The following is a 12,206-nucleotide window of genomic DNA, read 5'->3' as shown; positions in this document are numbered from 1 at the left end:
AAGGGTGCGGAACTCCACCCTTTCGCGATTCCAGGAACACAGGGATGGGGGACGGATGCTGCGGGGGCCGGGTCCTCAGGGTTGCAGCTGCGCGCGGCCGAGACCGGCGAGGTGCACCTCGTCGGGGCCGTCGGCGATGCGGAGGCTGCGCACGCCGGCGTAGAGCTCGGCCAGCGGGGTGTCGGACGCGACGCCCGCGCCGCCGTGGAGCTGGATCGCCCGGTCGACGATCTGCTGCACGGCGCGGGGCACGGCGATCTTGATCGCCTGGATCTCGGTCATGGCGTGGCGGTTGCCCACGGTGTCCATGAGCCAGGCGGTCTTGAGCACGAGCAGCCGGAGCGCCTCGAGCTGGATGCGCGCCTCGGCGATCCACTCGCGCACGACACCCTGCTCGGCGAGCGTGCGTCCGAAGGCGTGCCGCGCCGATGCCCGCTCGATCATGAGGGCGAGCGCGCGCTCGCCCATGCCGAGCGCGCGCATGCAGTGGTGGATGCGCCCGGGTCCGAGCCGCGCCTGCGCGATCGCGAAGCCGTCGCCCTCGCCGGCGATGAGGTTCTCGGCAGGCACTCGTACGTCGTCGAACGCGATCTCCGCATGACCGCCGTGATCGCGGTCGTCGTAGCCGAAGACCGTCAGCGGGCGCACGATGCGCACTCCCGCGGTGTCGCGGGGGACCAGGATCATCGACTGCTGACGGTGGCGCGCAGCATCCGGATCCGTCTTGCCCATCACGATGAAGACCGCCGCATCGGGGTTCATCGCGCCGGTCGACCACCACTTGCGCCCGCTGATCACGTAGTGGTCGCCGTCGCGGCGGATGCGCGTGCCGATGTTCGTCGCGTCGGACGAGGCGACATCGGGCTCGGTCATGCAGAACGCCGAGCGGATGCGCGCGTCGAGCAGCGGCTCGAGCCAGCGCTCCTTCTGCGCGGGCGTGCCGAAGTCGTTCAGCACCTCCATGTTGCCGGTGTCGGGGGCGGCGCAGTTGAACGCGGCCGGGGCGAGGCGCGGGCTCCAGCCGGTGACCTCGGCGACCGGTGCGTACTGCAGGTTGGTGAGGCCGGCGCCGCCGTGGTCGCCGGGGAGGAAGAGGTTCCAGAGTCCCTGCCCGCGCGCCTCGGCCTGGAGCTCTCGCACGATCGGACGCACCGTCCAATCGCCGGGCGTCGCGGCGAGCTGCGCATCGAGCACGGGCTCGGCGGGCAGTACATGCTCCTCGAGGAATGCACGCGCCCGCTCGGTGCGGTCGCGGGTCGTGGCGTCGGGGGCGAAGTCCATCAGCGCACCTCCTGTGCGTGGGTCTCGACCGTGCCGAGACCCTTCCGGGCGAGCGGCTCGACGAGCCCGCCCATGCGGTCGAATCCGTCTCCGACGGTGTCGCCGGCCTGATACCGGAAGTGGATGCCCTCGAGGATCACCGCGAGCTTGTACGCGGCGAAGGCGCGGTACCAGCGCAGGTCGGGCACGGCGATCCCCGCGTGCTCGGCGTACGCGTCGACGAGTTCGTCGAACTCCGGGTAGCCGGCGCCGGGGTCTACGGCGCTGGGCACGACACCCGCCCCGCCGGGCAGGTCGGCGATGTCCCAGTACAGCCCGAACATGCCGAGGTCGACGAGCGGATCGCCGAGGGTCGCCATCTCCCAGTCGAGGATCGCCGAGATGTGCGGCTCCTCCGGCTCGCCGACGACGAGCGCGTTGTCGAGTCGGTAGTCGCCGTGCACGATCCCGGCACGGGAGGACATCGGGATGCCGTCGGCCAGACTCGCCTGCAGGGCATCAAGGGCGGGCGTGGCCCGGGAGCGCGAGGCGTCGAGCTGCCGCCGCCAGGTGGCGAGCTGGCGCTCGAGGTAGCCGTCCGGACGCCCGAAGCCGGCGAGACCGACGGCTTCGGGATCGACCGCGTGGAGGTCGGCGAGGTGCCGCGCGAGGTCGAGGCTCAGCCGGCGCAGGCCCGCGGCCGTGTATCCCGCGTTCTGCGCGCGCTGGGCGAGGACGCGGCCCGGCGCGCGCTCCATCACGAAGAAGACGGTGCCGGTCACGCGCGCGGACTCGCTGTCGTCGACGACGTCGATCGCTCGGGGGACCGGTACGGCGGTGCCGTCGAGGGCGGAGATGACGCGGTGCTCGCGGCGCATGTCGTGGGCGCTCGACAGCACGTGCCCGAGCGGCGGCCTGCGCAGGATGAGCGGGCTCCGGGCCCCGTCGACGGCGTAGGTGAGGTTGCTGCGACCGCCGGCGATCACCGTCGCGCCGAGATCCTCGCCTGCGAGCTCCGGATGCGTCTCATTCAGCCATGCGGTCAGGCCCGCGGCATCCAATCCCGGTACTGCAGTCATCCTCGACCCCCTTCGCGCCCCACCATCGAGGCGCTGCAAGCGAGCATACCGGATGGTCGGTTTGTGCCGAAATCCCGGCTCCGCATCCCTCCGCTGCTAGCTTCTCGACCATGGCACTGGCCCGGTTCTCGGCTCCCGCGCACCTCGACGACGTAGGACCCGGGTCGGCCTTCCCGGGGCACTGGCACGACCTGGTGAGCGGGCTGATCGCCGCGTCCACCGAGGTCAGCGGGCGGGGCGCCTACGTGAACCCGATGCTGCGTCCGGCGCGACGCGATCGCGAGCGGGCGATCACGTGGACGGGGCTCTCCCGGCCGCTGCTGATGGAGCATCGCGACGACCGCCGTGCCGCCTACGCGGCGGCCGAATCGCGTGACGTGCAGATCGAGTACCTCGAGTGGCACGTCGACAGGGCGGGCGACGCCATCTCGCGTGTCACCTTCACGACCGAGACGCCGGAGTACTGGATGCTGCTGGCCGCGGTTCACCCGGACGTCGTGCTGGCGCTGTACCGGCGTCACGTCTCGCCGGACGTCGCCCACGACGACCTCTTCCCGGGCGGGGGCGCGTACGAACCGCGCAACCGGTGGAACACGACGGACGGCATCGTGCACTACGTCATGCCCATCAACTCGATGCGCGACCTGCTGGGCGTCTCGCAGGAGCTGGAGCCGTCGCAGCACGCCGTCGACGGGTACGACGCGCTGCCCTACTCGCGGGCGACCGGCGCGGACGCCCGGATCAACGTCGACGTGTGGGCGATGTCCCGGCAGGGGCTGTCGGTCGCGACGGCGGATCCGCCGGGGCTCTACATGATCGGCTGGGACGACTCCGGCTGGACGAAACCCGACGGCACGCCGGTCGGCGACTACTGGACCATCGAACGCGGCACCGCGGGTGCGGCACTGCGCGTGACGTACGAGGTTCCGGCGAGCGAGGGGTTCCTGGTGGGCGACATCCGCATCGGCGGTCGTCCCATCGAGTTCGGCGGGCAGATCGCCGAGCACATCACCATGTCGGCGCACGTCGTGAGCGGGGGGATGGCATGACCGGCGAAGGAGCACCCGCGCTCGCGGGACTGATGCCGGAGGGCGTCCCGCGGCTCTCCGGCATCGAGCTGCCTGCGGAGCCCGGACCGATCGCTCGCTCCCTCGACGCCGCGGCCTTCCCCGAGGGCGAGCCGCGCTTCGACGCGGAGACGACGGCCGACGTCCAGGGCAACGTCATCCCCGGGTTCAACAAGGACCATCAGCGGTTCCTCTTCCTGCGGATGGACGAGGTCGCGCGCGCCCGCACGTGGCTGCGCTGGCTGGCGCCGCGGCTCAGCAGCATGCAGGAGGTGCTCGACTTCCGCCGCGAGTTCCGTCGCGAGCGGCTGCGGACCGGGGCGACCGAGCCCACGACACCGGCGACGTGGGTCGCATTCGCGCTGTCGGCGCCGGCGATCGCCAAGCTCCTGGGCGACGACGCGCTGGAGGAGCTGAGGGACGAGGCGTTCCGCCAGGGTCTCGCCGCGCGCTCGACATACCTGGGTGACCCGGCCGATCCCGCTAGGCCCGGGCACCGGTCCCATTGGCGCGTCGGAGGCGACGGGTCGGAGGCCGACGTCCTCGTGACGGTCGCGGCCGACTCCTCCGCGGATGCCGAGGCCGAGGCATCCGTGATCCTGGAGGAGGCCGGTCGCAACGGCGTCTCCCTGCTCTTCGCACAGGCGGGTGAGAAACTGCCGGGGTCGCTCGGCGGCCACGAGCACTTCGGGTTCAAGGACGGGGTCTCGCAGCCCGGCGTGCGGGGTGCGACCGCCGACGGCGAGCTGCTCGCCCCGCGCTATCTCGATCCGCGCAACCCGCACGCGGGCCTGTTCGGCAAGGCGGGCCAGCCGCTCGTGTGGCCCGGGCAGTTCGTGCTCGGGATGCCTCGGCAGGATCCCGCCGATCCGCGCGTGCCCGCGTCCGACGACGGCGCGTTCCCCGACTGGGCGCGCAACGGCTCGTACCTCGTGTGCCGACGCCTGGCCCAGGACGTCCCCGCGTTCTGGGACTTCGCCGCCGCCGCGGGCGCCGAGTACGGCACCGATCCGGTGCACTTCGCCGCGCTGATGGTCGGACGCTGGCCCAGCGGCGCGCCCGTCTCGCGGACCCCCGACAGAGACGACCTCGATCTCGCCGGCGACGAGTTCGCGAACAACCACTTCCAGTTCGACGACGACACCCGCGCGTGGACCCCGGTGCGGAGCCTTGCCGAGGGCGGCTATCGCGGCGATGATCACCCCAAGGCGCGCGCCGACGTGTTCGGCGACACGTGCCCGATGGCGGGCCACATCCGCAAGGTCAACCCGCGCGACAGCGGCACCGACTTCGGCGCCCCCGCCGACACGATGCTGCGGCTCATGCTGCGGCGCGGCATCCCGTACGGACCCGTGCTCGCCGGCGTCGCCGACCCTTCGCCCGAGCTCGTCTCGGCCGAGCGGGGGCTCATGTTCGTCGCGCACATGGCGTCGATCGAGGACCAGTTCGAGTTCGTGACCCGGCGATGGGCGAACTCCGCGCTCCAGCCCAACGCCGGCGGCCAGGACCCGGTGATCGGGCAGGCCGACGTGCACGGCGACCGCGACCGCTCGTTCGACGTGCGCACGCCGTCGGGCGCGTCGAAGACCTTCGTCCTCGACCGCGAGTGGGTCACGACGACGGGCGGTGGCTACTTCTTCGCCCCCGCCATCTCCGCCGTGGGCGGGTACCTGGCGGGCGTCGCAGCCGACTGAGGCGGTTCAGCCCGCGAGGATGCAGGTCTCGATCGCCGTGCGGACGGATGCCGGCACCGGCGTCGGGCGCCGGGTCGCAGCATCCACGAACACGTGCACGAATCGCCCCGTCGCGATCGGGTCGTCCTCTCCGGAACGGAGGATGCCGAGCGCCCAGGTGATGCTCGTGGTGCCGAGCCGTTCGACGCCGATGCCGACCTCGAGCGGCTCGGGGAAGCCGGCCGACGCGAGGAACTCGCACGACGACGCCGCGCACAGCGCGATCGCGGCGCCGCCGACGGGCTCGAGGCCGCCCTCGCGGATCATGAAGGCGTTCACCGCCGTGTCCATCGCCGCGTAGTAGACGGTGTTGTTGAGGTGCCCGTACTGGTCGTTGTCGTTCCAGCGGGTCGCGAACGGCTCCCGCACCGGGTAGACCGCGCTCATCCGTCGACCCGCAGCGTCAGGCGGAACGCGACGCGGGCGCGATCGGCGCTCGGGGTGTCGCCCGAGATGAGGTCGGCGTACGTGAACGACTCCGACAGGCGCACCAGGATGTACGCGAGGTCGGCGGGCGCGATCGCGCCGCCCAGCGGCGCCTCGCCGAGATCCCGGCGGACGAGCCACTCCGCCGTCGCGACGTAGCGCCGCTGGATCGGGCTCTCCTTCGTGGTGAGCAGCCGCAGGGCGCGTGCCGGCTCGCGGCGCAGGAACGACCGGAAGTACTCGGCCGTGATGAGGTCGTCGACGAAGTGCGTGAGGATGCCCGCGACCCGCTCGCCGCCGGTCAGCGTCTCGCTCGCGTGCTCGGCCTGCACGAGGGTCGGAATGGCGAGCGACCACAGCACTTCGCTGAGCAGGGCGTCGCGGTTGCCGACCCACCGGAACAGCGACGTGCGGTCCACGCCCAGCGTGCCGGCGAGCGCCGTCATGTCGATGCGGCGGCCGCCGATCAGGGTCGAGCGGGCCGCGTCGAACGCGCGCTGCGCGTCGGGGTGCGCGCCGCTCGCCAGGCGCTCCGACAGCCACGAGGGTGCAGCATCCGTTCCCACCGCCGCGATGGTGGTCGTCGCCGTCGTCGAGGTCATGCGGGAACTCTACCGGTCTCGGGGTGGGAGCGTGCAACGTTTCTGAGAGTGTTGTGCAACATTCTGAGAAGTGATGCATACTCGACGCACGACCCCGAAGGAGACACGATGACGTTCACCTTGACCGAGCAGGCCACTGCCGACGCCGTGGCGCAAGCGGCGGATGTGCTCGACGCCGACCTCTACGCGTTCCAGGAACTGCTGACGGATGCCGAGCAGCGCGCGCTGCGCGAGATCCGCGGCTTCCTCGAGACCGAGGTGCGGCCGTTCGCCGACGACCACTGGGATCGCGCCGAGAGCCCCCGCCACCTGGTGCCGCGGATCGCCGAGCTCGGCCTCTACGGCAACGCGTTCCCCGAGACCCGGCAGTTCGAGAACAGCAACGTCTTCCGAGGCTGGGTGGCGATGGAGATCGCGCGCGCCGACCCGTCGACCGCGACGTTCATCGGCGTGCACAGCGGACTCGCGATGACCTCGATCGCCGTCGGCGGATCCGAGGAGCAGCGCGCCGAGTGGCTGCCGGTGCTGGCGCGCGGCGAGCAGATCGCATGCTTCGGCCTCACCGAACCGGGGCACGGCTCGGACACGGCGAAGGGCCTCGAGACCACCGCCGAACGACGGACCCGTCCGGATGGCGCCGACGAGTGGGTGCTCAACGGCGCGAAGCGGTGGATCGGCAACGGCGCCTTCGCCGACCTGGTCGTGATCTGGGCGCGCGACGTGGCGGACGATCAGGTGAAGGGCTTCCTCGTGCGCACGCCCTCGGTCGGCTTCACCGCGACGAAGATCGAGCGCAAGCAGTCGCTGCGCACGGTCGAGAACGCCGACATCGTCCTGACCGACGTCGTGGTGCCCGAGCGCGACCGCCTGCAGCGGATCGACGGGTTCCGCGACCTCGCGGCCGTGCTGCGGATCACCCGCGCGCAGGTGGCCTGGCAGGCGCTCGGCGTCGCCGTCGGCGCCTACGAGTGCGCGGTAGCCTACGCGAAGGCCCGGGTGCAGTTCGGCAAGCCGATCGCGTCGTTCCAGCTCGTGCAGCAGAAGCTCGCCGACGCGCTCGCCAACATCACCGCGTGCATCGGCATGTGCGTGCGGGTGTCGCAGCTGCAGGACGAGGGCCGGCAGAAGGACCACCACTCCGCGATGGCCAAGGCCTTCGTCAGTGCGCGGGTGCGCGAGACGGTGGCCCTGTGCCGTGAGATCTGCGGCGGCAACGGCGTGCAGCTCGGCGGGCAGGAGCAGCTCGGCATCCCCGCCGGGTACGGCATCGCACGCTACTTCGCCGACGCCGAGGCCGTCTACACGTTCGAGGGCACCTATGACATGAACTCCCTCATCGTCGGCCGCGCCATCACCGGCATCCCCGCGTTCGTCTGAAGGAGAAGAAATGACTGAGGCCTACATCGTGGCCACGGCGCGTTCGCCGATCGGGCGCGCGCGCAAGGGGTCGCTCACCGGCATCCGACCCGACGACCTCGCCGCGCGCATGGTGCGCGCCGCGCTCGACAAGGTGCCCGGCCTGGATCCGGCGAGGGTCGAGGATCTGCTGCTGGGAACGGGTCAGCCCGCGGGCGAACAGGGCTTCAACCTCGCCCGGATCGTCGCGGTGCTGCTCGGCTGGGACGCCGTTCCGGGCGCGACCGTCAACCGCTACTGCTCGTCGTCGCTGCAGACGACGCGCATGGCGTTCCACGCGATCAGAGCCGGCGAGGGCGACGTGTTCGTCTCGGCGGGCGTCGAGGCGGTCTCACGTTACGGCGCGGGGGCGTCGGACATCCCGGATGCTGCGAACCCCGCGTTCGCGGCGGCGTTCGCGCGAACGGCGGCCCGGGCGGGAGCGGATTCCGCGGCGTGGACGGATCCGCGCGAGGACGGAGCGCTGCCCGACCCGTACATCGCGATGGGGCAGACGGCCGAGAACGTGGCGCGGCTGCGCGGGGTGAGCCGTGAGGAGCAGGATGCCTTCGCGGCCCGCTCGCAGCAGAGGGCGGAGGCCGCGATCGCCTCCGGCTTCTGGCGGCGCGACATCACGCCGGTGGCCCTCGCCGACGGGACGGTGGTCGCCGCCGACGACGGTCCTCGCGCGGGCGTCACGGTCGAGGCGCTGGCCGGTCTCGACCCGGTGTTCCGGCCGGACGGCACCGTCACCGCGGGCAACTGCTGCCCGCTGAACGACGGTGCGGCGGCGGTCGTGGTCGTGTCGGACCGCGTCGTCGACGAGCTCGGGCTCGAGCCCTTGGCGAGGATCGTGTCGACCGGTGTCTCAGGCCTGTCGCCCGAGGTCATGGGGCTCGGCCCGGTCGAGGCATCCCGTCGCGCTCTCGCGCTCGCCGGACTGTCGATCGAAGACATGGACCTCGTCGAGATCAACGAGGCGTTCGCCGCCCAGGTGATCCCGTCGGCGCGCGAGCTCGGCGTCGACCCCGAAAGGCTCAACGTGCACGGCGGAGCCATCGCGGTGGGGCATCCGTTCGGCATGACCGGCGCCCGCATCACGTCCACCCTCATCAACGGGCTGGCCGAGACCGGCGGCCGCTACGGGCTCGAGACGATGTGCGTCGGCGGCGGTCAGGGCATGGCGATGGTGCTCGAGCGGGTCTGACCGCTGACGACCCCTGGCCGGTGTCGGCGTCCGCGGCCATAATGGCCGCGTGACCGAGATCAAGACTCAGGCGACGGACGCGGACGTGTCCGCCTTCCTCGAGGCGGCGACGCCGCAGCGGCGACGGGAAGACGGCATCGAGCTCGCGGCGATCTTCCACGAGGTGACCGGGGCCGACCCCGTGATGTGGGGTGCGTCGATGGTCGGCTACGGGAGCTACCGGTACGTGTCGCCGTCCGACCCGAAGCGGCAGGGGCAATGGCCGAAGACGGCGTTCTCGCCGCGCAAGGCGCAGCTCTCCCTGTACGGCCTGAAGGACCTCCCCGCCGGTGCGGCGCTCCTGCCGGAGCTCGGCACCTACACCGAGGGGGCCGGGTGCGTGTACGTGAAGAAGCTCGACGACATCGACCTCGACGTGCTGCGCCGGCTGATCGCGATCGCGTGGGGGCGCGGCGACGACCCGGTGCCCTGACCCCCGGGCCGGTGTCGGAGACACGCCCTAGGCTCGCGGCGTGGCCACCCTCGACGATCTGCGCCGCACCGCTGCGGCACTGCCCGGGAGCGAGGAGCGGGCGACGACCGGCGGCGCTGCCTGGTTCGTCCGGTCGAAGCTCTACGCGTGGGAGTGCCACCCCTGGCCGAGCATCCCCGACGACGTGCGCGCGATCATCGCCTCCGAGCTCGTCGTCGGCGTGAAGGTCTCGGACCCGATCGACGCGCTCGCCCTCGTCGAGATGGAGCCCGACGTGTTCCTGCGCACCACCACGCCGTGGGGCGAGCCGAAGGTCGCGTTCCGCATGGCAGGAATCGACGGCGATCACCTCGCCGAGCTGATCACCGAGGCCTGGCGCGTGCAGGCGCCCAAGTACCTGCGGGCCGAGTTCGACGCCCGCGCGTGAGCGTCACGCTCCGCGACGACGCCGAACGGATGCTGCGGCCGGGGGTCGCAGCATCCGTCGCCGTTCACTCCTCCGGGACGAACAGCGCCACGGTGTCGGCGACGAGGGCGGGGCGGGCCGAGCCCTCGAGCTCGACCGTCGTGCGCAGCCCGACCCGATAGCCCTGGGGCGTGGGCTCGGCGGACGTCACCTCGGTCACGGCGCGGACGCGCGAGTCCACCGCCACGGGCTGGAGGAACCGCACCTTGTCGAGGCCGTAGTTCACGACCATGGCTGCACCGTCGACCGCGAGCAGCCCCTGCGTGAGGCGGGGGAGGAGCGACAGCGTGAGGTAGCCGTGCGCGATGGTGGTGCCGAACGGCCCGGATGCCGCGCGCTCGGCGTCGAGGTGGATCCACTGCCAGTCCTCGGTGGCGTCCGCGAACGCCTGGATGCGCTGCTGGTCGACCTCGAACCAGTCGCCGGCGGCCGTGGTGCCGATCGCGTCGGCCAGCGCCGCGGGGGAGTCGACGACGATGCTCATGCCCGCGGACCCCCGGCGACGTACAGCACCTGACCCGACACGAAGCCGGCGCCCTCGGAGCAGAAGTACGACACCGCGGCGGCGATGTCGTCGGGGGTGCCGGCGCGGCCGACCGGGAGCTCGGCGGCGTTGTGCGCGATGAAGTCCTCGAACGAGACGCCGATGCGCTCGGCGGTGGCGCGCGTCATGTCGGTCACGATGAAACCGGGCGCGACGGCGTTGGCGGTGACGCCGAAGCGGCCCAGCTCGATCGCGAGCGTCTTGGTGAAGCCCTGCATGCCGGCCTTGGCCGCGGCGTAGTTGGCCTGCCCGCGGTTGCCGAGCGCGGAGGTGCTCGACAGGTTCACCACGCGCCCCCAGCCCGCCGTCACCTGGTGCTCCTGCACCGCGCGCGACATCAGGAACGCCCCGCGCAGATGGACGGCGAGCACGGCGTCCCAGTCGTCCTCCGTCATCTTGAACAGCAGGTTGTCGCGGATGATCCCGGCGTTGTTCACCAGCACCGTCGGCGCGCCGAGCTCGTCGGCGACGCGCGCGACGGCCCGCTCCACCGAGGCCGCGTCGGCGACATCGGCGCCGACGGCGAGGGAACGACCCCCGGCATCCGTGATCGCCGACACGGTGTCGGCGCACTGGTCCTCATCGAGGTCGAGCACGGCGACCGCGAGCCCGTCGGCGGCGAGGCGCCGGGCGGTCGCGGCGCCGATGCCGCGCGCGGCCCCGGTGACGATGGCGGTCCTGGTCATGCGTCGTTCCTTTCGAAGGTGATCAGCTGGCGCAGCTCGCCGCCCGCGGCGAGCCGGTCCATGGCGGCGTCGAGGTCGTCGAGGCCGATGCGGGAGGAGACGAGTCGCTCGAGCGGCAGGCGTCCCGCGCGCCACAGCTCGACGTAGCGGGGGATGTCTCGGCTCGGCACGGCCGAGCCGAGGTAGCTGCCGACGATGGTCCGCGCCTCGGCGGTGAGCAGCAGGGGAGACACGCTCGCGCGCGCGTCGGGCGCCGGCAGCCCGACCGTGACGGTGGTGCCGCCGGGCGCGGTGAGGGCGAGCGCGGTCTCGAACGCACGCGCGGCGCCGGCCGCCTCCACGACGACGGGCGCACGGATGCCGCGGTCCACGGCCTGCGCGGGAGTCAGCGCCTCGCTCGCGCCGCACTCGCGGGCGGCGGCGAGCTTGGCGGGCACGGTGTCGACCCCGACCACCTCATGCCCGAGCGCGACGGCCACGAGGAGCGCCGCCATGCCGACGCCCCCGAGTCCGACCACGACGACGCGGTCGCCCGCCGCAGGACGCCCGGCGTTGACGATCGCGCCGCCGCCGGTGAGCACCGCGCATCCGAGCAGCGCGGCGATCTCGGGCGGCACGTCGGCGTCGACCGGCACGACGGAGGCGCGGCTCACCACGGCGTGCGTGGCGAACGCCGAGACGCCGAGGTGGTGGTGCACGTCCTGCGTCGCGGCGTCGTGATCGCGATGGAGACGGATGCCACCGCCGAGCAGCGTACCCGCTCCATTGGCCGCCGAACCCGGTGCGCACGGCAGCCGCCCGTCGGTGCGGCATCCGTCGCACTCGCCGCATCGCGGCAGGAACGTCATGACCACCCGGTCGCCCACCGCGAGGTCGTCGACGCCGTCCCCCAGCTGCTCGACGATGCCTGCGGCCTCGTGGCCCAGCAGCATGGGGACCGGGCGCACCCGGTTGCCGTCGACGGCGCTGAGGTCGGAGTGGCACACGCCCGCGGCTTCGATCCGCACGAGAAGCTCGCCGGCCCCGGGCGGGTCGAGCTCGAGCTCGCCCACCGTGAACGGGTGTGTCTGCGCGAACGGCGGCTGGGCGCCCGAGACCTCGAGCACTGCTCCGGTGATCTTCATCCGACCTCCTCGTCGTGACGGCGGCGCTGCGCCGCGTGCGGACATCCACCCTCTCGCGATTCCGTGCTGTCGTCCGTGAAGGACATCATACCGACTGCGCGGTATGTGCGAGAACGAAGAACGCGCGCCGCCCGTGAGCGGGCGG

The 12,206-nt window shown here is 72.3% G+C and carries 13 protein-coding genes; 6 read left to right on the top strand and 7 right to left on the bottom strand.

Going from position 1 to position 12,206, the window contains the following annotated elements; translation table 11 throughout:
- Positions 1-75: 75 nt before the first annotated feature.
- Complete coding sequence (locus ACFQ7C_RS19165) at positions 76-1,281, bottom strand: acyl-CoA dehydrogenase family protein (protein WP_378905129.1); 1,206 nt, start codon at positions 1,279-1,281, stop codon at positions 76-78.
- Positions 1,281-2,339 (bottom strand): phosphotransferase family protein, encoded by a 1,059-nt coding sequence (locus tag ACFQ7C_RS19160; RefSeq protein WP_378905126.1) that lies wholly within the window; start codon positions 2,337-2,339, stop codon positions 1,281-1,283. Before ACFQ7C_RS19160 ends, ACFQ7C_RS19165 begins: the two co-directional genes overlap by 1 nt.
- 110 nt (positions 2,340-2,449) lie before the next feature.
- On the opposite strand from ACFQ7C_RS19160, the gene ACFQ7C_RS19155 reads away from it, so the two are divergent.
- Positions 2,450-3,388 carry a hypothetical protein gene (locus tag ACFQ7C_RS19155; protein ID WP_378905123.1) on the top strand — a complete coding sequence of 313 codons (939 nt, stop codon included), beginning with the start codon at positions 2,450-2,452 and terminating at the stop codon, positions 3,386-3,388.
- Positions 3,385-5,100 carry a Dyp-type peroxidase gene (locus tag ACFQ7C_RS19150; RefSeq protein ID WP_378905120.1) on the top strand — a complete coding sequence of 572 codons (1,716 nt, stop codon included), beginning with the start codon at positions 3,385-3,387 and terminating at the stop codon, positions 5,098-5,100. Before ACFQ7C_RS19155 ends, ACFQ7C_RS19150 begins: the two co-directional genes overlap by 4 nt.
- A gap of 6 nt (positions 5,101-5,106) precedes the next feature.
- On the opposite strand, the gene ACFQ7C_RS19145 is transcribed toward ACFQ7C_RS19150, so the two are convergent.
- Both ACFQ7C_RS19145 and ACFQ7C_RS19140 read right to left on the bottom strand, forming a co-directional pair.
- Positions 5,107-5,526 carry an acyl-CoA thioesterase gene (locus ACFQ7C_RS19145; protein ID WP_378905117.1) on the bottom strand — a complete coding sequence of 140 codons (420 nt, stop codon included), beginning with the start codon at positions 5,524-5,526 and terminating at the stop codon, positions 5,107-5,109.
- Positions 5,523-6,167 (bottom strand): QsdR family transcriptional regulator, encoded by a 645-nt coding sequence (locus ACFQ7C_RS19140; protein WP_378905114.1) that lies wholly within the window; start codon positions 6,165-6,167, stop codon positions 5,523-5,525. The genes ACFQ7C_RS19145 and ACFQ7C_RS19140 overlap by 4 nt, the downstream gene beginning before the upstream one ends.
- Positions 6,168-6,275: 108 nt before the next feature.
- Between ACFQ7C_RS19140 and ACFQ7C_RS19135 the strand changes: the two genes are divergently transcribed.
- From ACFQ7C_RS19135 to ACFQ7C_RS19120, 4 genes are read left to right on the top strand one after another with little or no spacing between them, the layout of a single operon-like run.
- Positions 6,276-7,544: an acyl-CoA dehydrogenase family protein gene (locus ACFQ7C_RS19135; protein WP_378905111.1), complete on the top strand. Its 1,269-nt coding sequence runs from the start codon at positions 6,276-6,278 to the stop codon at positions 7,542-7,544.
- Positions 7,545-7,554: 10 nt separating this feature from the next.
- Positions 7,555-8,769 carry an acetyl-CoA C-acetyltransferase gene (locus ACFQ7C_RS19130; protein WP_378905108.1) on the top strand — a complete coding sequence of 405 codons (1,215 nt, stop codon included), beginning with the start codon at positions 7,555-7,557 and terminating at the stop codon, positions 8,767-8,769.
- Between the two features lie 49 nt (positions 8,770-8,818).
- Positions 8,819-9,241, top strand: a complete 423-nt coding sequence (locus ACFQ7C_RS19125) for a DUF1801 domain-containing protein (protein ID WP_378905105.1) — start codon at positions 8,819-8,821, stop codon at positions 9,239-9,241.
- 40 nt (positions 9,242-9,281) lie between these two features.
- Entirely contained in the window at positions 9,282-9,668 is a 387-nt protein-coding gene (locus ACFQ7C_RS19120; RefSeq protein ID WP_378905102.1) for an MmcQ/YjbR family DNA-binding protein, read from the top strand.
- Between the two features lie 64 nt (positions 9,669-9,732).
- On the opposite strand, the gene ACFQ7C_RS19115 is transcribed toward ACFQ7C_RS19120, so the two are convergent.
- The 3 genes from ACFQ7C_RS19115 to ACFQ7C_RS19105 are packed head-to-tail and all read right to left on the bottom strand — an operon-like array spanning position 9,733 to position 12,061.
- Complete coding sequence (locus ACFQ7C_RS19115) at positions 9,733-10,191, bottom strand: MaoC family dehydratase (RefSeq protein WP_378905099.1); 459 nt, start codon at positions 10,189-10,191, stop codon at positions 9,733-9,735.
- Positions 10,188-10,937 carry an SDR family oxidoreductase gene (locus ACFQ7C_RS19110; protein WP_378905096.1) on the bottom strand — a complete coding sequence of 250 codons (750 nt, stop codon included), beginning with the start codon at positions 10,935-10,937 and terminating at the stop codon, positions 10,188-10,190. Before ACFQ7C_RS19110 ends, ACFQ7C_RS19115 begins: the two co-directional genes overlap by 4 nt.
- The gene (locus tag ACFQ7C_RS19105) at positions 10,934-12,061 is read right to left on the bottom strand and encodes an alcohol dehydrogenase catalytic domain-containing protein (protein ID WP_378905093.1); all 1,128 of its coding nucleotides are present in this window, start codon (positions 12,059-12,061) and stop codon (positions 10,934-10,936) included. The genes ACFQ7C_RS19110 and ACFQ7C_RS19105 overlap by 4 nt, the downstream gene beginning before the upstream one ends.
- Between the last annotated feature and the right edge of the window lie 145 nt (positions 12,062-12,206).

The organism is Microbacterium sp. NPDC056569, from assembly GCF_042793475.1.
GTDB lineage: Bacteria > Actinomycetota > Actinomycetes > Actinomycetales > Microbacteriaceae > Microbacterium.
This window is presented reverse-complemented; position numbering and strand designations above follow the sequence as displayed.

Coding starts and splice junctions, on each gene's coding strand:
- ACFQ7C_RS19165 (WP_378905129.1), bottom strand. CDS start 1,281: ATGGACTTCGCCCCCGACGCCACGACCCGCGACCGCACCGAGCGGGCG.
- ACFQ7C_RS19160 (WP_378905126.1), bottom strand. CDS start 2,339: ATGACTGCAGTACCGGGATTGGATGCCGCGGGCCTGACCGCATGGCTG.
- ACFQ7C_RS19155 (WP_378905123.1), top strand. CDS start 2,450: ATGGCACTGGCCCGGTTCTCGGCTCCCGCGCACCTCGACGACGTAGGA.
- ACFQ7C_RS19150 (WP_378905120.1), top strand. CDS start 3,385: ATGACCGGCGAAGGAGCACCCGCGCTCGCGGGACTGATGCCGGAGGGC.
- ACFQ7C_RS19145 (WP_378905117.1), bottom strand. CDS start 5,526: ATGAGCGCGGTCTACCCGGTGCGGGAGCCGTTCGCGACCCGCTGGAAC.
- ACFQ7C_RS19140 (WP_378905114.1), bottom strand. CDS start 6,167: ATGACCTCGACGACGGCGACGACCACCATCGCGGCGGTGGGAACGGAT.
- ACFQ7C_RS19135 (WP_378905111.1), top strand. CDS start 6,276: ATGACGTTCACCTTGACCGAGCAGGCCACTGCCGACGCCGTGGCGCAA.
- ACFQ7C_RS19130 (WP_378905108.1), top strand. CDS start 7,555: ATGACTGAGGCCTACATCGTGGCCACGGCGCGTTCGCCGATCGGGCGC.
- ACFQ7C_RS19115 (WP_378905099.1), bottom strand. CDS start 10,191: ATGAGCATCGTCGTCGACTCCCCCGCGGCGCTGGCCGACGCGATCGGC.
- ACFQ7C_RS19110 (WP_378905096.1), bottom strand. CDS start 10,937: ATGACCAGGACCGCCATCGTCACCGGGGCCGCGCGCGGCATCGGCGCC.
- ACFQ7C_RS19105 (WP_378905093.1), bottom strand. CDS start 12,061: ATGAAGATCACCGGAGCAGTGCTCGAGGTCTCGGGCGCCCAGCCGCCG.